Annotated in this window: 18 protein-coding genes; 6 read left to right on the forward strand and 12 right to left on the reverse strand. The window is 68.4% G+C overall.

What is annotated here, in order from left to right; translation table 11 throughout:
- Positions 1–53 precede the first annotated feature (53 nt).
- Positions 54–2,885: a PQQ-dependent sugar dehydrogenase gene (locus ACIBD9_RS16865; protein WP_396718540.1), complete on the forward strand. Its 2,832-nt coding sequence runs from the start codon at positions 54–56 to the stop codon at positions 2,883–2,885.
- Between the two features lie 47 nt (positions 2,886–2,932).
- Here ACIBD9_RS16865 and ACIBD9_RS16870 read toward each other — a convergent pair whose 3' ends face one another.
- Complete coding sequence (locus tag ACIBD9_RS16870) at positions 2,933–3,700, reverse strand: helix-turn-helix domain-containing protein (protein WP_396718542.1); 768 nt, start codon at positions 3,698–3,700, stop codon at positions 2,933–2,935.
- Between the two features lie 80 nt (positions 3,701–3,780).
- Between ACIBD9_RS16870 and ACIBD9_RS16875 the strand changes: the two genes are divergently transcribed.
- Positions 3,781–4,167 (forward strand): nuclear transport factor 2 family protein, encoded by a 387-nt coding sequence (locus tag ACIBD9_RS16875; protein WP_396718545.1) that lies wholly within the window; start codon positions 3,781–3,783, stop codon positions 4,165–4,167.
- Here ACIBD9_RS16875 and ACIBD9_RS16880 read toward each other — a convergent pair.
- The 3 genes from ACIBD9_RS16880 to ACIBD9_RS16890 all read right to left on the reverse strand — a co-directional run bounded on the left by ACIBD9_RS16880 (position 4,164) and on the right by ACIBD9_RS16890 (position 6,271).
- Positions 4,164–5,108, reverse strand: a complete 945-nt coding sequence (locus ACIBD9_RS16880) for an acyltransferase domain-containing protein (protein WP_396718547.1) — start codon at positions 5,106–5,108, stop codon at positions 4,164–4,166. The two genes, ACIBD9_RS16875 and ACIBD9_RS16880, sit on opposite strands and share 4 nt — an antisense overlap.
- 30 nt (positions 5,109–5,138) lie before the next feature.
- On the reverse strand, positions 5,139–5,723 hold the full coding sequence (locus tag ACIBD9_RS16885; protein WP_396718550.1) for a hypothetical protein: 585 nt from the start codon (positions 5,721–5,723) through the stop codon (positions 5,139–5,141).
- A 119-nt stretch (positions 5,724–5,842) separates the two neighbouring features.
- Positions 5,843–6,271 (reverse strand): VOC family protein, encoded by a 429-nt coding sequence (locus ACIBD9_RS16890; RefSeq protein WP_396718552.1) that lies wholly within the window; start codon positions 6,269–6,271, stop codon positions 5,843–5,845.
- Between the two features lie 84 nt (positions 6,272–6,355).
- On the opposite strand from ACIBD9_RS16890, the gene ACIBD9_RS16895 reads away from it, so the two are divergent.
- Positions 6,356–7,273: an NAD-dependent epimerase/dehydratase family protein gene (locus tag ACIBD9_RS16895; protein ID WP_396718554.1), complete on the forward strand. Its 918-nt coding sequence runs from the start codon at positions 6,356–6,358 to the stop codon at positions 7,271–7,273.
- Here ACIBD9_RS16895 and ACIBD9_RS16900 read toward each other — a convergent pair.
- A complete protein-coding gene (locus ACIBD9_RS16900) occupies positions 7,241–8,161 on the reverse strand; it encodes a LysR family transcriptional regulator (RefSeq protein WP_396718556.1) in 921 nt (306 codons plus the stop codon). The two genes, ACIBD9_RS16895 and ACIBD9_RS16900, sit on opposite strands and share 33 nt — an antisense overlap.
- A gap of 169 nt (positions 8,162–8,330) precedes the next feature.
- Between ACIBD9_RS16900 and ACIBD9_RS16905 the strand changes: the two genes are divergently transcribed.
- Entirely contained in the window at positions 8,331–9,050 is a 720-nt protein-coding gene (locus ACIBD9_RS16905) for an SDR family oxidoreductase (protein ID WP_396718558.1), read from the forward strand.
- 121 nt (positions 9,051–9,171) lie between these two features.
- Here ACIBD9_RS16905 and ACIBD9_RS16910 read toward each other — a convergent pair whose 3' ends face one another.
- Positions 9,172–9,612, reverse strand: a complete 441-nt coding sequence (locus ACIBD9_RS16910) for a VOC family protein (protein WP_396718560.1) — start codon at positions 9,610–9,612, stop codon at positions 9,172–9,174.
- A 91-nt stretch (positions 9,613–9,703) separates the two neighbouring features.
- On the reverse strand, positions 9,704–10,450 hold the full coding sequence (locus ACIBD9_RS16915) for a DUF6193 family natural product biosynthesis protein (RefSeq protein WP_396718562.1): 747 nt from the start codon (positions 10,448–10,450) through the stop codon (positions 9,704–9,706).
- A 217-nt stretch (positions 10,451–10,667) separates the two neighbouring features.
- On the opposite strand from ACIBD9_RS16915, the gene ACIBD9_RS16920 reads away from it, so the two are divergent.
- The gene (locus tag ACIBD9_RS16920; protein WP_396718564.1) at positions 10,668–10,829 is read left to right on the forward strand and encodes a hypothetical protein; all 162 of its coding nucleotides are present in this window, start codon (positions 10,668–10,670) and stop codon (positions 10,827–10,829) included.
- On the opposite strand, the gene ACIBD9_RS16925 is transcribed toward ACIBD9_RS16920, so the two are convergent.
- The 3 genes from ACIBD9_RS16925 to ACIBD9_RS16935 form a co-directional block, all read right to left on the reverse strand.
- The gene (locus ACIBD9_RS16925; protein ID WP_396718566.1) at positions 10,826–11,038 is read right to left on the reverse strand and encodes a hypothetical protein; all 213 of its coding nucleotides are present in this window, start codon (positions 11,036–11,038) and stop codon (positions 10,826–10,828) included. The genes ACIBD9_RS16920 and ACIBD9_RS16925 overlap by 4 nt on opposite strands.
- A gap of 343 nt (positions 11,039–11,381) precedes the next feature.
- Entirely contained in the window at positions 11,382–12,164 is a 783-nt protein-coding gene (locus tag ACIBD9_RS16930; RefSeq protein ID WP_396718568.1) for an MBL fold metallo-hydrolase, read from the reverse strand.
- Positions 12,165–12,395: 231 nt separating this feature from the next.
- Complete coding sequence (locus tag ACIBD9_RS16935; protein WP_396718570.1) at positions 12,396–15,284, reverse strand: hypothetical protein; 2,889 nt, start codon at positions 15,282–15,284, stop codon at positions 12,396–12,398.
- 1,691 nt (positions 15,285–16,975) lie between these two features.
- Between ACIBD9_RS16935 and ACIBD9_RS16940 the strand changes: the two genes are divergently transcribed.
- A complete protein-coding gene (locus ACIBD9_RS16940) occupies positions 16,976–18,166 on the forward strand; it encodes a pentapeptide repeat-containing protein (RefSeq protein ID WP_396718572.1) in 1,191 nt (396 codons plus the stop codon).
- 1,113 nt (positions 18,167–19,279) lie between these two features.
- Here the strand turns inward: ACIBD9_RS16940 and ACIBD9_RS16945 are convergent.
- Both ACIBD9_RS16945 and ACIBD9_RS16950 read right to left on the reverse strand, forming a co-directional pair.
- Entirely contained in the window at positions 19,280–19,531 is a 252-nt protein-coding gene (locus ACIBD9_RS16945) for a hypothetical protein (RefSeq protein ID WP_357256171.1), read from the reverse strand.
- Positions 19,525–19,722: a hypothetical protein gene (locus ACIBD9_RS16950; protein WP_357570504.1), complete on the reverse strand. Its 198-nt coding sequence runs from the start codon at positions 19,720–19,722 to the stop codon at positions 19,525–19,527. The genes ACIBD9_RS16945 and ACIBD9_RS16950 overlap by 7 nt, the downstream gene beginning before the upstream one ends.
- Between the last annotated feature and the right edge of the window lie 856 nt (positions 19,723–20,578).

Below are 20,578 nucleotides of genomic sequence, written 5' to 3' on the forward strand. Positions count from 1 at the left end.
GGTCGTGGTGCGCCCCCGCGCGCCCGTCCCCCGGTCGTCGAGAAAGGACGATCATGCTCTCCTATCCCCGGCGCTGGCCCCGGGCGCTCTTCGCGGCGGTTCTCACCGTCGCAAGCGCGGCCCTCGCTGTGGCTGCACCTTCCACCGCGCAGGCTGCGGTGATTCCCGCCTCCGACTATCAGCAGGTCAAGCTCGCCACCGGCTCGGGCGAGCTGGGTGAGGCCATGTCCCTGGCCGTCCTGCCCAACCGCTCGGTGCTGCACACCGCCCGCAACGGTGTCCTCCGGGTGACCGACGTGGCCGGCAACACCAAGGTATCCGGCACCCTGTCGGTCTACACCCACGACGAGGAGGGGTTGCAGGGCGTCGCCGTCGACCCCAACTTCGCCAGCAACCGGTGGATCTACCTGTACTACTCCCCCACGCTGAGCACCCCGTCCGGGGACGCCCCGACCACCGGCTCGCAGTCCGACTGGGACCGGTGGAAGGGGCACCTGCGGCTGTCCCGGTTCACCCTGAACAGCGACGACACGCTCAACCTGGGCAGCGAGAAGATCGTGCTCCAGGTCGCCAACGACCGTGGGCAGTGCTGCCACGTCGGCGGTGACCTGGACTTCGACGCCGCCGGCAACCTGTACCTGACCACCGGCGACGACACCAACCCGTTCGAGTCGTCCGGCTACGCGCCACTTGACGAGCAGACCAACCGCAACCCGCAGTTCGACGCCCAGCGTTCGGCGGGCAACACCAACGACCTGCGCGGCAAGGTGCTGCGGATCAAGCCGCAGGCGGACGGCACGTACACGATCCCGTCGGGCAACCTGTTCGCCCCCGGCACGTCGGGCACCCGCCCGGAGATCTACGCCATGGGTCTGCGCAACCCGTTCCGGATGAGCGTCGACAAGGCGACCGGCGTCGTCTACCTCGGCGACTACGGCCCCGACGCCGGCAGCACGAACTCCAGCCGGGGCCCCCAAGGTCAGGTCGAGTTCAACCGCATCGCGGCGCCCGGCAACTACGGCTGGCCGTACTGCACCGGCAGCAACACCAGCACGGAAACATACAATGAATACACCTTCCCGTCCGGGCCGTCGCAGTCCAAGTACAACTGCACGGGCGGGCCGACCAACAACTCGTTCCGCAACACCGGGCTCACCACGCTGCCCGCGGCGAAGCCGGCCTGGATCAAGTACGCCGGCGACTCCGGTTCACCGTCGGAGTTCGGCAGCGGCTCCGAGTCGCCGATGGGCGGGCCCGTCTACCGGTACGACGCCTCGCTCAACTCCAGCATCAAGTTCCCGGCCTCGCTGAACGGCCAGTTCTTCGCCGGCGAGTACGGCCGGCGCTGGATCAAGGCCATCGCGGTCAACTCCGACGGCTCACGTGGGGAGATCTCCAACTTCCCGTGGACCGGCACCCAGGTCATGGACATGGCCTTCGGCCCGGACGGCGCCCTGTACGTGCTGGACTACGGCACCGGCTCGAACAACCAGGCGCTCTTCCGGATCGAGTACATCGGTGGTGGCAACCGCAGCCCGATCGCGGTCGCCTCGGCGAACCCCACGTCGGGGGCCAACCCGTTGACTGTCAACTTCTCGTCGGCCGGCAGCTCCGACCCCGAGGGCGGCGCGCTCAGCTACCTGTGGACCTTCGGTGACGGCACCACGTCGACGGCGGCCAACCCCACCAAGACGTACACCACGAACGGCACGTACAGCCCCACCCTGAAGGTCACCGACCCGACCGGCCTGTCCGGCACGGCGAGCCTGATCGTCACCGTGGGCAACACCGCCCCGACGGTGTCGCTCACCTCGCCCACCGACGGGCAGCTGTTCAACTTCGGTGACACGGTGCCCTACCAGATCTCGGTGAGCGACCCGCAGGACGGCACGATCGACTGCTCCAAGGTGACCCTGACGTACGCGCTGGGCCACGACAGCCACGCCCACCAGATCACCTCGAAGACCGGGTGCAGCGGCACGATCACCGTCCCGACGGACGGCGAGCACGACGCGGCGGCCAACATCTACGGGGTCTTCGACGCCGCGTACACCGACAACGGCGGGCTCACGACGCACAGCATCAAGACGCTGCAACCGAAGCACCGCCAGGGTGAGCACTTCAGTGCCCAGTCCGGTGTCCAGGTCACCGACCACACCAACGCCGAGGGTGGCCGCACGGCCGGGTTCATCGAGAACAACGACTGGATCTCGTACCAGCCGTACAACCTGTCCAACGCGAACCGGTTCACCGCGCGGGTCTCCTCGGCCGGCGCCGGCGGCACCATCGAGGTTCGTGCCGGCTCCGCCACCGGCACCCTGCTGGGCACCGCCACGGTGCCGGTGACCGGTAACTGGGAGACCTTCGTCGACGTCTCCACCGCCATCAGCAACCCGCCGTCCGCGACGACCACCCTGTACCTGGTCTTCAAGGGCGGCTCGGGCAACCTGTTCGACGTCGACGCGTTCACCTTCACCACCGGCACCACCACCCCCAGCGGAGGAATCACGCTGCGGGCGCAGGTCAACAACCAGTACGTGTCGGCGGTCGGCACCAACCCGCTGATCGCCAACAAGGCCAGCGTCTCGACTACCGAGCAGTTCGACCGGGTGGACGCCGGCAACGGCAACATCGCTCTCCGGTCCCGCGCCAACGGGCTGTACGTCTGCGCCGACAACGCGGGCGCGAATCCGTTGATCGCGAACCGCACGACGATCGGACCGTGGGAGACGTTCCAGATCATCACCAACTCCGACGGGACGGTCGGTCTGCGGGCTCTGGCCAACAACCAGATCGTGGCCGCCGAGAACGCCGGGGCCGGGGCACTGATCGCCAACCGGACGTCGGTCGGGTCCTGGGAGAGGTTCGTCCTGACCACCGGCTGACGAGCGAGTGGTAGGGCCCGGCCTGGTCACCGTGACCAGGCCGGGCCCTACTGCGTGAAGTAGGCGGCGCTCTGCTGGTCCGCCGGGTAGTAGGACTCCACCGCGATCTCCTCGATGGTGATGTCCATCGGGGTGCCGAACGTCGTGATCGTCGAGAACAGCCGCAGCTCGCGTCCACCGATCCGCAGGATCATCGGGATCACCACGTCGGCGTCGACCCGTTGGTCCGGCGGCTCCCCGGGCAGCGGGTTCAGCAGTTCTTCGTAGAGTGCCGCGAGTTCCGCGTCGGGAGCGGCGGCGAGCTGGCGCGAGATTCGACTGCGGAACACCGCCCGCACGTCCGCCAGGTTGACCACCAGGGGGGCGAGCCCGCGCGGGTGCAGGCCCAGCCGAACCAGGTTCACCGGCGGCCGCAACAGCTCGGGCGCCGCGTACGCGAAGAACGGGTCGACCGCGCGGTTGGTCAGCACGATGTTCCACCGGCGGTCGAAGACCAGCGCCGGATATGGCTCGTGCGCCTGGAGCACCCTGCGGACCGCGTCGAGGGCAGCCGACAGGGCGGCGTCGCCGAGCGGGCGCTGCGCGTACCGGGGCGCGAAGCCGGCGGCGAGCAACAGCTGGTTGCGATCACGCAGCGGCACGTGAAGCTGGTCGGCGAGCCGGAGGATCATGTCGGCGCTCGGCGTGGACTTGCCGGTCTCGACCAGGCTGACGTGCCGAGCCGAGACATCCGCGGCGATCGCCAGGTCGAGTTGGCTGAGCCCCCGGCGCTTGCGCCACTGCCGCAGGAGTTCCCCGACCGCATACACGATCATGAGCCTACTCAGCGTCGCTCGGGACGCCATGAAGTGCGATGTCATCGACATCCATCCGGGCCGGGGAAACACTTGCGGCCATGACCACCGAGAACAAGAGCATCGTCGGACGTGCGTTGGCGGGGCTGGTCGACACCGGCGACGTCGACACGCTCGCCTCGTTCCTGAGCGAGGACTTCACCCATCACCGGTCGGATTCGACGACCTCGACCAAGGCGCAGTGGCTCGCCGCGGTCCGCGCCGCGCTGGGCCCGACCGCCGGCATGCGGGTCGACATCCTGCACCTGCTGGCCGACGGCGACCACGTCGTGGTGCACTCGCGACGCCGACTCCCCGATGCGGGGCCGGAGATCGTGGTCGTCGACGTCCTGCGGCTCGCCGGCGGACTCATCACTGAGGTGTGGGAGGTCATCGAACCGGCAGGCCAGGCGGCTGCCAACGGCGCGTGGTGGGACGCGGGTGCCTAGATCGGGAAGCGGCCGTGGCGCCAGTGCCAGTGGCCGCCGGCCCGCAGGTGGTCGATGAGCGCCCGCTGGAGCACGGTGCGGCGCGGCAGCTCGTCGAGGGGCGTGGTCAGGGTGCGGAACCCGAACCGCAGCACCTCGATGTCGGCGTCCGGCCCCGCCGACTCGTCGTAGGGCTCCAACTCGAACCGGCGCTGGAACCGCACGATGTTGGAGTCCTCGGGAAGGTACTCCCGCAGCTGCGGGTCGAGTAGCCACGAGGCGCAGGAGAACGCGGTGTAGCGCTCGTCGGGAAAGTGTCGTGGAAAGAACGCGCGGGCCTCGTCGAGCGACGCCTCGACCGCCTCCGGGGTCAACGGCCCCGAATCCGGGACGTGCAGGCCGATGGCGCCGTCGCCACGCTGGTGCTGGAGCCGGCCCAGCTCGTAGACGCTGCCGCGGGAGTGCAGCGTCAGCCAGCTCTGCATGATCGGCCAACCCTCGCCGCGCATCCGTCGGTCGATCGCGAGGTTGCGGCCCAGGTCGGCGAGGGTCGCCCAGGTGACGGCATCGGGGACGCCGTGGTCGCGGTGGTACCCCCGCGCCACGTCAACCAGGGCCAGGTACGCGTACACGTAGAGGTGCCGCCAGGCGGGCCCTCGGTCTCGCGGCAGCTCCGGGCCGGGCGCCATCCAGTCGTAGCCCGCGAGGTCGGCGCGGACCAGGGCGATCGAGCGGTCGAGCAGCCAACGCAGCTCCGGAGTCCACAGCGGAGAGCCGGGGTCGGGCCAGCCCGCCATGACCTCGGCGGCGTCGTCCGGCCGCACGGCGAGGCGGTCGAGGAGCGCGGGCGCGTCGGCCTTGGCTGGTAGCGGAGCTGAGGGCCCGTCACCGGCGAGCCGGTGTACGCGGTCGACCTCCTCGACGGGCACCCCGAGCCGGGCGGCGATGTCGACCAGATCCACGCGGACGACCCTACCGCCCGGCCGGCTTTCTCAGGAGTCCGCCGGCACCCCGGCGTCGAGCTGCCCGATCATCGGCGCGAGGAGGTCGTTGAGCTCCCGGGCCAGCACCGCCACGGCCCGGCGCGCCGCCGCGGCGACGTCGTCGTCCGGACCGCCGGGCGTCGGCGGCAGGTCGCCGAGCGGGACCGGCGCCTCCACCTGAAGCAGCGCGCGCAGATGCGGCCGGCGGGTCTGGTCCTGGTCGGTGGGTGTGGTGAACTGGCCGAACATCTGGGGCCAGTCCTGCCAGCCACGGTCACGCTGCCACTGCTTGGTCCAGGTCAGCTCGGCCGGCCAGCGGGAGGCCACGGTCACCGCGCAGACCAGGCTGCCGTCCCACGGGCTGCGCGCGCAGGTCGCCGAGATGATCCGCCGGTGCCAGCGGACGAAGCCCGGCGACAGCTCGGTGGCCAGCCGCCAGGCGGTCACCGCGAACGCGACGGGCGCGAAGTCACCCCAGGTGTCGGCGAACTCGTCGATCCGACGAAGCACCTCGGCCTCGTACCGGCCGCGCCCGTCGGCGCCGTGTTCGCGGTCGAACTGCTCGTCCAGCCAGAAGGCGCGCGGTTCCGGCATCCTCAACCCCGTTTCCCAGCAATGGTGTCCCGTACCTCGAACCTAGTGCGAAGCTCGGGGTGCGGACGACATCCTCGCTGGTTGTTAACCTGCGCTGGGGCGAGGTGACGGCAACCCGCTCAGCCCACGAAGACGCAGAAGGGATGCCCGGCCAGGTCGGCGTACACACGGAGGGGCTCGTCGGGGTCGTCGATGCGGTCGTACCGCAGCCGGCCGCCGAGGCGCAGCACCCGCTCGTGCTGGACGAGCAACTCGTCGACGGACTCCACGGTCAGGTCCAGGTGCAGCTGCTGGGGCACGGTGTTCGTCGGCCACGTCGCCTCCGGCAGATGCTCCACCTGCTGAAACGCGATCTGGGGTCCGCCACCGGGCGGCCGCAGCACAAGCCAGTCACCGCCGCGTTCGTCGGCTGTGCCGGCCGCTGGCGGTTCGTCACCGGGACGGTAGACGTAGCCGAGTAACTGTCGGTAGAACTCCGCAAGCGCCCGCGCGTCGGTGCAGTCGAGCACCACCGAACACAGCTTGGGCACGCTCTCCTGGTCGACCACCCTCGATCACCTCCGGGTGCCATTCTGGTCCAACCGCGGCGCAGCCGCTTGACAAGGAGCCGGTTCCAGAGTGGACGATGCACCGTGCGAATTCTTGTGGTGGGTGGCAGTGGCCTGATCGGCGCTCACGTGGTGGACGTGCTCCGGGAGCGTGGCCACGCCGCGACCACGGTGGCGCGTACCGCCCAAGCCGGCGTCGACCACCTGCTCGATGTCGGGTCCGCCTCGGTCGAGGAACTGCGGCCGTTGCTCGCCGGTCACGACGGCGTCGTGTACGCCACCCGCACCGACGAGCAACGGCCGCTGCCCAAGCCGATCTACCCCGAGTTCCGTCGCGACAACGTCGACCCGGTGGTACGCCTGTTCACCGCCGCCCGCCTCGAAGGTCTCACCCGGGGCGTCGTGATGGGCTCCTACTACACCTACTTCGACCGGCTCCACCCCCAGTGGCGCCTCGCCGAGCGGCACACGTACATCCGGTGCCGCCTGGAACAGGCCCGGGAGGGGCGGGCGGCCGCCGGCGAGGGCCTGCCGGTCGCCGTACTCGAACTGCCCTTCGTCTTCGGTCGGGCCGGCGACCGGCTGCCCAACTGGGCCGGGCCGCTGGACCGGTGGGCCCGCTCGCGTACCCCGCTGGTCGCCCCGAGCGGCGGAAGCGCCGCAGCCTCCGCCCGCAGCGTGGCCGAGGTCGCGGTCGACGCCCTGGAGCAGGCCAGCGGCGCGGACCTGCCGGTCGCCGACGAGAACCTCACCTGGCACGACATGATCGCGCGCATCGCCGACGCGGTCGGCCGGCCCCGCCGGGTCGGTCGCCTGCCGGCCGGCGCGGCGCGGGCCGCGCTGCGACTCGGCGGCGCGGCGCAGTCCCTCGGCCGCAAGGAGTCGGGCGTGAACCCCAGCTACCTCGCCGACCTCCTACTCACCGACCTGTTCATCGAGCCGACGAGCGGTCGACCGCTGGACCCGGCCCTACGCGAGACCTTCCCGAGCGGCGCCGCCTGACTCCCCGTGGCGTCGATCGTCGGGTTGTGGGGCCTGCCGGGCGGCGATCTCGACGAACTCGTGCACCAGAGGTGACCGGTTGTCCTCGGCCCAGGCCAGGCACACCTGGTTGTGGCCGAGGTCGGCGACGGGGACGTGGCTGACGTCGGGTCTCGTGTAGAACGTCGCCGTCGACAACGGCAGGATCACCATCCCGGCGTACGCGGCGACATGCTCCAGCTTCTCCTCCACGGAGTTCAGCTCGGGCCGGGGGCGGAGGGCGGGCTCCGTCGGGCGGTTCGGTAGGTCCCGCCACTCCGGCACCGCGTCCGGGTCCTGCAAGAGCCGTTCCTCGACCAACTCGGCGAGGTCGACCGACTCCTTGCCGGCCAGGCGGTGATCCGTGGGTAGGACGACGACGCGGGGTTCGGTGAACAGTGGCCGCAGGCGCAGACCGCGCTGGTCGACCGGGAGCCGTACGTAGCTGACGTCCGCGCGCCCCTCGCGGACGATGTCGGCCTGGTCGTCCCAGGACGTACGGACGACGTTGACGGCCAGGTCGGGGTGCCGTTGGCCGATGGCGCGGGCCTCGGCGGTGACGAGAACGCCGGGCATGAACGCGATGGTGAACGTCGGCCTGCCGTGCGCGGCCCGTTGCACCCGCCGCCGCAGGGCCTCCGCCGAGGCGAGCAGCGGACGGGCGTCGGTCAGCAGCTGCCGGCCGGCCTCGGTCAGCACCGTGGAGCGCCGGTCCCGGACGAAGAGCTCGGCGCCCAGTTCGTGCTCGAAGGCCCGGATCTGGCGCGACAGGACCGGCTGGGCGATGTGCAGCCGGACGGCGGCCCGGCCGAAGTGCAACTCCTCCGCGACCGCCACGAAGTAGCGGAGCTTGCGCAGATCGACGTCCACCCTGCCCCCGTCCGGTTGCCGCTCCGGGCATCTCCATGATACCCGCCGGGTATGAATGGAGTGATGCCCAACGGGCATCACAGGAGGTGAAAGAGGTCTTGGACGCGGGCGTTCCCGGGGGAGCACGGTGGTAACCGTTCCCACCCACACGATCCGGAAGGACACGATCATGACCCTCATCGACAAGCGCGTCGTCGTACTCGGCGGAACCTCGGGGATCGGCCTCGCCACCGCCGCCCGCGCCGCCCGCGAGGGCGCCCAGGTCGTGGTCGCCTCCAGCAACCAGCGCAGCGTGGACCGCGCCCTGACGACCCTGCCGACCACAACCCAGGGGTACGTGGCCAACCTCACCGACCCGGGCGCTGTCTCCCGGCTGTTCCACGATGTCGGGTCGTTCGACCACCTCGTCTTCACCGCCGGCGAGCCCCTCGCGCTGATGTCCGTCGACGCCCTCGACCTCACCGCCGCCCGGGCCGCCTTCGACCTGCGCTACTTCGGCTCCCTGTCGGCAGTCAACGCGGCGCTGCCGTACCTGCGCCCAGGCGGGTCGATCACCCTCACCACCGGCACCGCCAACCACCGGCCCAGCGCCGGCTGGTCGGTCGCCGCCAGCATCACCGGGGCGATCGACGCCCTGGTCCGCGCGCTCGCCGTCGAACTCGCCCCGATCCGGGTCAACGCCGTCTCCGCCGGCGTGATCCGTTCCCCGCTCTGGGACTCCCTGCCGGAGGAAACTCGAGAGCAGATGTACGCGCAGCTCAGCGAGTCGCTTCCGCTCGGTCGGGTGGGCGAGCCCGAGGAGGTGGCCGAGGCGTTCGTCTACCTCCTGCGGGCGACCTACGCCACCGGCACGGTGGTGACCGTGGACGGCGGCACCCTGATCTCCTGAGCCCGCCGCCTGCCCGCTGCTGCTGCTCAAATTCCGCGCTGTTTCAGGGATGTAGTGGTCTCCGCCGCCCGCGAGGCCCCTACATCCCTGACGTTGCGGGTGGGCCGACCGGCGGCGGCCGTCAGCGGAGTTGTTCGGCCAGGCCGACGATGATGCCCTCGGGGCCGCGGACGTAGCAGAGCCGGAAGATGTCCTCGTACCGCTCCACCTCCCCGACGAGTTCGGCGCCGTGGCCGCGCAGCCGGGTGATCACGTCCTCGATGTCGTCGACGGCGAACATGATGCGCCGGATGCCCAGCATGTTCGCTGGCGCGTTCTTCGGCTCCGCGCTGATCGCCGTCGGTCGGTGGAACATCGCCAGCTCGACCTTGCCGTGGCCGTCCGGGGTCCGCAGCATCGCGACCTCCTGCCGGACGTCGTCGATCCCGATGACACGCTCCACCCACCGCCCCTCGACCGGACCTCTCCCCTCCAGCTCCATGCCGAGTTCGACGAAGAACGCGATGACCGCGTCGAGGTCCTCGACAACGATGAGGACGTTGTCCATCCGCTGGATCGCCATGCTGGATCTCCCTGCTCTGGTGCGGTCACGGTGACCGCATCCTCCCCGAGGACGGAGCCGTTCGACGGTTCTCGACATGCAGAGCCGATGCCTAGTGGCGCTGCCCCTCGTATCGTCCGGCGACAGCCGGGCCGAGGTCGGTCGGGAGGTGGGCGACCGCGAGCGCCACTGCCTCCGCGGCGGTCGCGGTCTCGCCGACCACCTCGCGACGTCCCCAGACCCGGAAGTTTGAGCGCGAACCATGCCCGCTGAGACTGACCGGGCTGGGCGAGAACGGATATCCGGTGGTGGTGGAGAAGTTCAAGACGGAGTGACTGGTGTACGGGTACAGCTGCCGTAGCCTCGGCTCGTTGTAGGCCGCCTCAACCAGCGCCGTGTGGTGTGGCCAATCAGCCTCTTCGGTGCGCTGTCTGAGCCACTGCCATTCGGCCGCCACCACTGCCGCCGGGCCTTCCTCCACGACGTCGCCGCGGCGAGTCAGCACGACGAATGGCAGCGAGCGCCTGATGTCGTGCAACGGCGTGCCGGCACGCCAGTCGTGCGCCGTCCGGACGACCCCGACCAGGTCGTCGGTGTTGCCAACGATCAACTGGATCCCCTGCCCCCAGCCTTCGAATCTGAGGTGGCGTTCCCCGATGCCCGCACTCACCGTGAGGTCGTCGCGAACTGAAGATTCACTAGGGACACCTGCCGAGGTGAGGGGCGAGGACCCGTCCAGGGCTCGAACCGCTCCGAGCGACAGGCCGTGCCGAGCAGCGACGGCATCGAGGACGGCGGCAAGACTGCCTGCGGCCGCCACCTCGGGGTAAAGGTCTTCCACCGTGGGATCGCTGGGCATGCGGGCATTCTGCCGCAAACCTGTGCCGGCAGCCGTCCGTGCGTCCGGGCCGATTGACGCGAATACCGGCGGACGATACGGACGACCACTGGCATCCTTGCCGACGTGGACGAGACGCTCAACGTGCTGGTCCTGGCAGAACGCACCCACGAGCTGCTCATGCCCCGAGCCGCCGCGCCGCTGCCGTGTGCCCAATCGCGGAACCGGGGGGTGCGGCGTGCTGTCTGCCCGGCTGCTGCGACGACGCGGCCGAGTGCAGTGGACCGACATCGGTCGCCAGGTGCCCGACCTGGGAGATCTCGGCACGTTGACGTTCGACGCCGACCAGTACGCCGCAACCCTGACGCCCCTGGCCGAGCTGCGGTCCTGCGGTGACTAGTCCCGGTCCCACTCCGTCGAGGCGGTGAGCACCAGCGGGATCGTGTCGACCAGCTCTTGCGGTCCCTCGATCTGCCATGCACGTACGCAGCAGCCGCAGCCGCTCTCCGCGACTGAGGTCAACGACTCGCGATATCGCGCGATCCAAGCTTCGGCGTCGGCCACCTCGCTGGGGATGTCGACGCGGGCCATCATGCTGAATCGAGACACAGCGACACCGTAGCGGGAACCAGGCCCCCCGCGCGCTACCAGTGCCGACGCCATTCGAGGCCACCCCGATACGCCACCGCCGGGGCGTCTCCGCGCTGGACGTACAGCACCTCATCCTCAACCCACCAGACGTCGCCGGCTCGAAGAAAAACCGGAGATACCAACGTCAGGGCAAGGCGACAGCCGCCAGAGCTGCCGGGCAAGCCCTCCAGCTCGTCCACGAACACCGCCCGGCCTGCTGTGACCGGCTCAGTCTCCACGCCACCATCTTGCCGCTGCCCGTGTGGCCCGGCGACCCCGTGACCCCCAGGCGGCATGTGCGGCGCGCCCACCTGCTGCCCTGTCAAGCTCTGGCTCCGCGGCGACAAGCGCATCCACTGTCTGGAGTCCCGAGCATCAGGGTGAGCCCCTCCTCAGCCGCCAGCACGGAACCGTCGAACTCGACCTGCGCGGTGGCCACTGCCGCCTCCCGGTCGTTGCCGGGCCAGAAATGGGTGAGCATCAGCCGGCGGGCGCCCGCCCGACGAGCCCACCGACCAGCCTCGGTGGAGGTCAACAGGTTTCGGGTGGGACGGTTTGTCTCGCCGTCGCGGTCTGTCGCCTCGACGATGAACAGGTCGGCGCCACGTCCCAGCTCGGCCAACGCGGGAGTCGGCCCCGTGTCCCCGGAGTAGGCGAGGGCGATCCCGTCGGCCTCAATCCGGACGCCGGCGTTGGGCACGAAGTGCGGGAGAGACAGCCCGGTCAGGTCGAACGGCCCGACCCGGTAGCTGCCGGGTAGTGGGTGCAGGTCGAATACCGTGTGCAGGTCGACATCGGGCTCCAGGCCGCTGAGCCGGTCGAGCACACCAGGCGGGCAGTACAACGGCAGCCGTGGTCCCCCGGGCCGACCGTAGAACCGCATCCTGAACAGACCGTGCAGGTCGACGCAGTGATCCGGGTGCTCGTGGGTGATGACGACAGCGTCCACCGCGCCATCGGGCCAGTGCCCAAGCAACCGGGGCAGCGTGGCGTAGCCCAGGTCGAGCACCAATCGGTAGCCGTCCCAGTCCACCGCGAAGCCGCTACAGGCACGGCCTGGCGCGGGAAAGGCACCGGAACTGCCGAGCACGGTGACCTGTCGCATCCGCACAGCGTCTCACCTGGCCGGGCGAGGCCGAATGGCATGGGCCGGTGGCAGGTCTCGGACGGGCTCACCGATGGCGTGGACCTCCAGGCAGGACAGGAATCCGCCGTCCACGAGCAGGACGACACCGGCGTAGGTATCGCCAAGACTGATGTCCGCCGAACCGGGCGCGACGGACACAAGGTTCGTGGACGGCCCACTACCCCCCGCGGGGATCGGCATCGCCGCTCCTCATCGAGAGGTGATCATCATCAGGAAGCCGGGCGAGCCCTCGCCGCCCTTGCCCGACGGGAACCCATTGCGGCTCGCCCCGCCACCCGCCCCGGCAGCTCCGTACCGGCCACCGTTGCCGCCGCCGCCAGCGGCGGAATCCAAGCTGGCCGCCCCGCCGCCGGCCGCGCCGCCCATCAACCCAGATTCGAGCGGGGCGTTGCCGCCGTTGCCGCCGTTCTTGGTGCCCGCCACGGTCCCGGCGGCACCGTTGGCGACTCCAGCGGTCGTCGGGTTGTACCCAAATGCGCCGCCGTTCGACGCGACGTTCGCGGCGCTGATCCCGCCGCCTCCGGCCCCGGCGAATCCCGCGTTGATGGGGTTGCCGGCCGAACCACCAGGGGATGTCCCGTTGCCGCCGGTCGCACCCGGAGCGCTGGAACCAGTCAACGACGCCCCGCCGAGGCCGCCTCCGACAGCGCCGCCAGCCCCGCCGAGTCCACCGAAGATCGTGAGGATGTTGGCGATGATCGTCCCGAAGCCGTTGCCGCCCGGGTTGCCGTTGGTGTCGTCGGTCAGCACCGCCGCACCGCCGACACCGCCCGCGCCGATGGTGACGGCGTGGGTGGCGCTGAAAATGCTCGCGGGAAGAACGACGTCTACGAAGCCGGCTCCGGCCCCGCCACCACCGCCGCCGCACGCGGTACCTGAAGCACCACGCCGCCCCGAACCACCGCCAGGGCCTCCACCCCAGCCGATGACGCGGATGGTCTTGGCACCCGACGGAAGGACAAAGATTCCGTTACTGGTGAACGTCTGCACGTCGGTGGACTGCGCGGCGATCGCCGCGAGGGTCGCGTCGGACGGTGGCAGGGCGCTCACGTCAATCGTGATGTCCGGCTCGGCCCGCCACGCGCCGTACCCGGCCGAGCTGAACGGGATTCCGTCCGCGCCCACCCGGTCCGGGATGGTCAGGGTGACCGGTCCGGCGGGCACGAGCTTGCGGTTGATCAGGTCCGGGGCCAACATCCTGGTGTAGCCCGTCGACCCGACCTGCTCGATGATCACGAAATCGTGGGTGCCGTCGCTGACCCGGAGCTTCGTGGCCGCCTGCGGTGGGGCCAGGTACTGGCGGTACGCCGTCGCCGCGACCTCGTCGCCCACGTTGACCAGCCACGCCCAGCACGCCTGCGGGTAGTTCTTCTTGAAGCTGCCCGAAAGAAACCACGGCACGTACGTGGTCCGAGCTGCCCGCACACTGGGGTGCCCGTCGCCGATCGGCAGGTACCCGATCGCGATACCCCACACCGGGTTGTCGGACGCGTCGTACGCCCACTGCGTTGCGCCCTGCGCCGGGTATGTTGGGTCAACCATCGCCGCCGGAGTGATGGCGGTGTTCCCGGCCGGCAACGTGTTGATGTTCGCCCAGGTCGACCAGTCCAACGTGCCCGCCACGCCCACGTTCGGCATGGCCTGCTTGCGGGTACCGCCCGCCGGAGCGGTCAGCGGGAACTGTTGCGTCACGCCCATGGACAGGCGGAACGACGAGAGCGCAGCGACGCGCTGGGACACCATCAGTGTCCCGCTTGCCTGCCATCGGTACGTGTTGGTGATCCGGCACAACTTCGCCATCGATGCCCAGAGCGACTGGAACGCCGTGCCAACGTTAGCCCTCACCGTATCGACCAGACCCTTGTACGTCGGGATGACGTACGTCTCGGTGATCGTCAGCGTGTGGCCGAGCGTCTTCCCCTCGGGTAACGCCTTGTCATCGAGTTGGACGGTCACCGACTCGACCTGGGTGCCCGGCGTGATCTGCCAGCCCGGCGTCAGGAGACTCGCCAGGTTGACCGTTGCGGTGTTCGTCGCGCCGCTGACGTGCGTCAGGGTTGTTCCGGCGGGACCGGTGGCGACCGGGGCGCCAGTCACCGGGTTATACGGGTACGCCCACCACGCTTCGGTCGCGGAGACAATCCGGATCAGGGTGTAGACGCGGGTACCGCTGCTGTCGGTCCACTGCGACCCGAGGTCCGCGCTGGTCTTCCCGTGGGCTGCGCCGGCCACCCTCGCGGCGTAGTTGTAACCGTGATTCCCACCGATAAAGCTGAACCCAAGCGCGGCCGAAGGCGCGTCCGAGGCTGACCGAATGTTGATCGGACAGTTGTCATCCGACATGTCATGGATCGCCGTACCCACACCGCCCTGGAGGACGGGAAAGACGGCGGCGTCGGCGGCGCCGGTCGCGACGAGGTTGACCGCCTGCAACCCGCCATGCCAGAAGCCGACCGCCGCATTGAGCGCGTAGACCAGGGTGACAGGCATAAGCACGTCGCGGGTCGCGTCGAAGCGCGACCGGACCGTGATGTTGTTGCCGCTCCGGTAGACAGCGATGCCCTTATCCGCCTCAATCACCGTCAGCCGTGAGTTGGCCGCGGTCGCCGCCGTCTCCGTGCTGGTAAGCCGAGATCCGTGGTTGGTCAGCGACGTCTCGGCGGTGGCAAGCCGTCCGCCGTGCTCGGTAATCGTCGACTCAGCCGCTGTCAAGCGGGTGCCCTGGCTGCTGAGCTGACCCTCGGCGGTCGTCAGCCGCGATCCGTGCTCGGTGATCGCCGACTCGGCAGACGTGAGACGGGCGCCCTGCGACGTCGCCTGCCCCTCGACGGCGGCAAGGCGGGAGGCGTGCACGTCGAGCTGCGGCTGCCAATCAGGCAGTATCGGGGTCAGTGGCCCCTCCGCAACACTGATCCACAACCGGGGCAGGTCGTCCAAGTCCCAGAACGCTGGCCGCAGCGAATACTCGTTGACCTCCATCATGGCGCTGGGGATGGCGGCTCCAGGAGTTTCCGGGGTGGTCGGGTCGTACGACGCCAGATTGGCGAGCTGTGTGCCAGCCGCGTCCTTGTAGATCACGCATGGCAGCCCCTGCGCCTCGGTAACCCCAGAAGGCAGATCCACGCCGCGCTGGCTGCGGTCCGAGTGAAGCAGCGCCACCGTTCACCTCCGGGTTACGGGTCACATGGTAGTTGCGGACGGCTCCCATCATTCGGTCCATCCTGGTCGGGATGTTGACGGGTGCGGCGCCGGCTGGCTTCGTCCTCGCCTTGCGCAGCGTGGTGAGACGTCTCTGTCGTACGCCTGCGACTGGTACCGGAGACGGTGTTCAGGCCCTCGATGTTCTCGCCGGTGCCGTCACCGTTGACCAGCTGGTCCGTCGGACCACCCTGACCGCTGGACGGAAGCAAAAGCGTCCAGTGCGGTCCGGTGTCCGGTGTCCGGTCGGGACCTGACGTACCGGTTCATGGGGACACCCGAGCGATACGCCGAGTGTCCCCTACGCCCAGGTGTTCGAGACGGACACGGCGGTGCTTGTCGAGCCAGCGAAAGTTCCCCTTGACGGGCCGGACAGCGTCCGACTGGCCTACGCGGAGGAGCGAGAGGTGGTTGTGCGCCTGGCCGCTTCGCTCGACAACCGGGTCCCGATCCAGGTCGGGCACCGCCCCGGCTCTTCCACCTTCGGCTCACCCAGAAGGGTGATCACCTCGGTCAAACCGAGCTGACGTCACTTGGCGTTGTATTGATCAACGGCGGGGGCGTATTCGACCAAAGCGGACGACTCGGCTCTTGAGCTGCTGTGACGCCTGGCATTGATGGTCGGCAGTGGGCACTGCGGGTTCCTCTCCGACGGCCTGCGAACGGCATGATCTTGTCCCTGCCGGCGCTGCACCCCTGACGTGCCCTAGAGGCCGAGGTGCACCGAGGGTGCTACTTGATGGCGAGCGCCTGCGACGATAGTCGGGTGACAATCGCCTCTGCCGTCCTGGCCCTCGTTGGCCTTGCTATCGAGATATGCGGCCTTGTTTGGATCATCAGCATCGCCGTAGCGACGAGCCGGCGGCTGCGAGAGGACATCAGGCTCATCGAGTGGACGACGTACGAAAGCGTCAAGCGTCAGACGTCAGGCGAAGACTCAAAGGTAGTGAGCGCCTGGCGGGACGCTGAACTGGCCAAGCGCGGCATCACACCGGACACGATGTACGGTCACGAGCCCTACACTCTCCGTCGGGTCCTCGCCGCTATGGCCACGGGTGAGGCCGGATCCTTCGTTGGAGGCGGTGCCCTCATCCTTCTTGGCACACTTGTCCAATGCGCTGGGGGCGTAGCCCAACTGGTCGCTGCCCTGTAGGTGGGCAACCCAACCACCGCACCTGGTTGAGTTGAAGCGAAACTTAGACGGGCTCGTTCGTGACCTGCGGCGACCTGGTCGGCACGCTGGTCGCGCCCCGTCGTGGCTTGCCGCCGCTGCTCGCTGATTGCCGACGTTTGACGGCGTCTTGTGCCCCCTGTGTGCCCCGAGCGGGTCCGTCGCAACCGGCCGTCCTCGGTGTTCAACGCACACGGTTTAGGAAGGCAGTTGTGCTTGCCGGACGGACACGCCTTCCACCAGTACAGGTAGGCAGCGCCTCTCCATCCTTGCGGTTGATCATTCCGCGTATGTTCCGGATCTTGCCCAGAGTCGCCGTTCACAGCCGCAGACGAGTGCAAGCGCGCAGCTGGTGGCTGCGGTCTCACGGCTCTCTTGACCGCCACGTCACTCTTGAAGGGTGAGGGACGACGCCAAGGCAGCCACGCACAGACCCCATCGCCCAATGAGTGCGGCATCGCTAATGGTGATAGCCGCGATTTTAATCACGATTTCTGGGGTGGTCGCATATTGGATGTGGAAGGCTGCTCAGATCCCGGCCGACACAACGTCGCAGTCCGCCGAACTAATGATCCGGAAAGCGCAACTCCGGGTTGACACGGTTCGCAATCTTCTCGGGGTATTCGCCGGAACCGGAGGCATTGTTGCGCTCTTTGTAGCCATTCGCCGCCAATATGTTCAAGAGCGAGTTGACCATGCGGACCAAGAACTGAAAGCGCGTAGTGCAACGGATGCGAAGCATGATGCGGATGAACGACGGCTTACAGAGCTCTATGTAAAGGCGGCGGATCAACTTGGCTCCGAAAAGGCTCCCGTTCGACTAGCCAGTCTTTACGCGCTAGAGCGTATCGGTCAGGACAACCCAACGCATCGACAAACGATTACGGACCTCATCTGCGCCTACCTTAGAATGCCTTATGACGCCCCGAGCGAAGCGCATCATTTGCATAATTTGACCGATAGTCCCGAGGATGCAGAAGCCGGGCGACTTCGGGTGGAGGAAGAGCGAAAGAGGCGAGAAGAGAGGGAGGTTCGGCTAACCGCTCAGGGTATTATCAAACGTCGCCTGCGTCGCCCAATCTTCACCCTGCAGGGGGCCGCGGCTGTCGCCCCGTGGGAAGTCTCCCTTGACCTATCCCACGCAATACTTGTCAATTTCGATCTATCACACTGTTCTGCCGTGCAGGTGAATGTAAGCTCCGCGCGCTTTATTGGTCAGGCAAATTTTCGAGGTCTGGAGTGCCTTCTCGCCTTCATCGCCGATGGAGCAACATTTGAGGGCGAGACGAATTTTGGAAAGACAAACTTCGGCGCTAGCTTGCTATTCTCATATGCAGTATTTCGAGACACGGCAGTCTTTACTGATATCACATTTCACAATCACGCGCGATTTGCTGGAGCAGTGTTCAAGAGAGGAGTATTCTTCACGGGCCACAGAGGCAGCTCTTTCGCCTTCGAGCGTGCCGTAACGATCAATGCCCCATATCTCAATGGTCTTCCAAAGGGATGGGAGTTGGGCACTAGGGTATCTGGAGAACTTGTAGACATTGTCCCCCCTGCCGTAACCGCCCCCCAGGAAGCTGACTCCTAATATCACATCTTCTGCTTCAGTTCATCGATTCGCACGCACCCTCTGCACATGGCCACTGCGAAAGCTCGCCATCCCGTATGCCGTCGACCCGCCTCCCAGGGAGCGGGCCGCCGCCCGGCCCGCCACGTCAAGACGGCCTTGACGCACGGTCGGACGCTGGCGGGTCGGGCGGTGGTCTGCTCGGCTTGCCCGGGTCGGTGGCTGGCGGGATGGCGCTGCGCAACCACCCGCGAACCGCAACGCGCCGACGGGGTTGCGGCCATCTCGGAGCCCGAGCGCCCCCGCCGGAGGCGCAGTAACAGCGCCCCCGCGACTGCCGCCAGCTCGCCGACGTGGCTGGCGTGTGCTCCTACGCCGCGCGGGCTCGTGGCCGCGCGGCCCGCCGGCTGCCGGCCCACACCCAATCGGTCAACGCCCCTGTCGTTCTGCGGCGGCCCCTTGGGCTTCTCGCTTCCGCGCCAGCCGCCGGGCGTGTTGCGTGGCCGGAGTCGGAGCGCCAGCGGAGCGACGGACGCGCGCCCAGGCGGCGGCGCGTGCGGCCCGTTGCGGGCCGCCTTGAAGACGTACAGAAAGTTTGAACCACTTCGCCGGCAGTCCGGCTGTCCTCCGTCGGCTGATGCGCGACACGCGTCCGCGAACTGATCTGCGACACCTCAGCGCGCTGATCGCGGCAGATCAGTGCGTTGATTCGGGGGGCGCCAAGTCGGGCAGGCTCGCGACAAGAAGTGTTACGGCTTCCTCCGCTGTATTGGCGTCACCAATGAGCTGGCCATAGCCCGCCGTGAAGATCGAATACGGAGGACCGCCACAGACAATGAAGGGCAGCGGATCAGTAGGCTGGGCCGGCACGGCGGGCCGCGCTGGCGGCGGTCTCCGTGGGCCTCGCCCTCGTGCCGCACCTGACGAACTACCAGCGGGCGGATCTCGGCCGCTCGACCGCCGAGCCTGGCACCCGACCTTGCCGGTCTGTGGCGTGTCCGGGTATGGCGGTGCGATTGAGTTTGCCCCGCCGCCGGCCCTGGGTTCGCCGGCCGCCTCCGCCAGGGACGTTGCCGAGTTTCGGCCGACCCCGGTCACGGCGGCCGCGAAGGCAGCCCGCCGTGACCGGAGAGCTCAATGTCGTCGAGATCTTTGAACGATCAGACCTGTTACACCGATGATCAGTGCCGCGATGGATAGGATCAGAGCTACCCACGGCAGCGCATCTCTGCGTTCACCTGAAATCAGCTCGTACCCGGCCCAGGCAATAGCCCAGGGTGACACAGATACCAGGCACCAGTAACTGTTCTCGGTGATGCTCATCTTCTTGCGCGCTGGTAGCCCGGCAAAGCCCACTGCCATCACTCCTGTTCGTTCCGTCAGCATCGCTCGTTCCCGGCCGGGTCGGTGGTCTTGGTGACCCGCTTGTCGCTGTTGAGGTCGTAGGGGGTGTGCGGCACGGAAGCCACGGGCTGCGACAGGTCCTGGCGGGGGTCGGCCACCATCGTCTGCGACGACGTGGGGTAGGCGAACCGGGTGGTCGCGCCAAGCCTCGTCGACGTTCGTCCTGTCTCCATCGGGGCATCCTCCCACCTGCCGTAGCGAGGCGAGGACCTGAGCTCAGTGGAGGCGGACGCTCGTAATTCGGCAAATCCGTGCACCTCGAACTCATGGGACGAGCGCCGTCGGCCCGTCGTCTAGCTCACGGCGCCAAACCCGCTGCCAGCGTTCCTCGGCTGCGGAGGCACGCCAGCGTGCGGCGGGGCCGTCCGGATAGACGCCACAGGTCGGGCATGCGAGGCCCGGGCGGCGCCTTTCGATGCCGCATGCCAGGCAGTGCCTGTCGACGCTGATTCCGGCATCGTGGCGCTCGAGGACCGCTTGGACGACCGTGGCGAGGGTCCCGTCGGGTGGTGTTCAGGGTCGGGACAGTAGGCGATCCGGGACCAGCCCCACGAGTTTCAAGGCGGCGGCGTCCGTGGAAGTCGCCTGCCAGTCGCCTTCTCTCGACGCCGCAGAGCGGCGTACTCCTGCGCACGCTGCAGGACCACGTCGCGTGTCCGCTGCAGTTCGTCAGCGGCACGCACGAGCGCGTCGAGATCGTCGGTGAGACTGCGTGGGATACGGGCGGCGACGACCAAGTGGTGCCAGGTGGCGCGGAATCCGTACGGGGCACAGTGCAGAGCGCACTCCCGCAATGCGTAAAGCCTGCGCTGCGGCGAGAGCGTGCTGTCGCGGACGCGGCGCGCCTGCGCAGGGAAACTGGTCACGGAGCCATTGATGGCGCTCTCCTTGGGACGGCACGACGACGTTTCGGTGCCCGGACGAACCACAACGCAGGACGAGGCGGCTCTCACCGTGAACACACGCACATCGGCAGATCCGTGCGTTGGCTGCCCGTCATCTCGTCAGCAGGCTTCTAGGCTGTCGCGC

The sequence above is a fragment of the Micromonospora sp. NPDC050784 genome (assembly GCF_044456765.1).
GTDB classification, from domain to species: domain Bacteria; phylum Actinomycetota; class Actinomycetes; order Mycobacteriales; family Micromonosporaceae; genus Micromonospora; species Micromonospora foliorum.

Excerpts from the sequence above, each read along its gene's own strand:
- ACIBD9_RS16865 (WP_396718540.1), top strand. The coding sequence starts at position 54 with ATGCTCTCCTATCCCCGGCGCTGGCCCCGGGCGCTCTTCGCGGCGGTT.
- ACIBD9_RS16870 (WP_396718542.1), bottom strand. The coding sequence starts at position 3,700 with ATGATCGTGTATGCGGTCGGGGAACTCCTGCGGCAGTGGCGCAAGCGC.
- ACIBD9_RS16875 (WP_396718545.1), top strand. The coding sequence starts at position 3,781 with ATGACCACCGAGAACAAGAGCATCGTCGGACGTGCGTTGGCGGGGCTG.
- ACIBD9_RS16885 (WP_396718550.1), bottom strand. The coding sequence starts at position 5,723 with ATGCCGGAACCGCGCGCCTTCTGGCTGGACGAGCAGTTCGACCGCGAA.
- ACIBD9_RS16905 (WP_396718558.1), top strand. The coding sequence starts at position 8,331 with ATGACCCTCATCGACAAGCGCGTCGTCGTACTCGGCGGAACCTCGGGG.
- ACIBD9_RS16910 (WP_396718560.1), bottom strand. The coding sequence starts at position 9,612 with ATGGCGATCCAGCGGATGGACAACGTCCTCATCGTTGTCGAGGACCTC.
- ACIBD9_RS16915 (WP_396718562.1), bottom strand. The coding sequence starts at position 10,450 with ATGCCCAGCGATCCCACGGTGGAAGACCTTTACCCCGAGGTGGCGGCC.
- ACIBD9_RS16930 (WP_396718568.1), bottom strand. The coding sequence starts at position 12,164 with ATGCGACAGGTCACCGTGCTCGGCAGTTCCGGTGCCTTTCCCGCGCCA.
- ACIBD9_RS16945 (WP_357256171.1), bottom strand. The coding sequence starts at position 19,531 with ATGCTGACGGAACGAACAGGAGTGATGGCAGTGGGCTTTGCCGGGCTA.
- ACIBD9_RS16950 (WP_357570504.1), bottom strand. The coding sequence starts at position 19,722 with ATGGAGACAGGACGAACGTCGACGAGGCTTGGCGCGACCACCCGGTTC.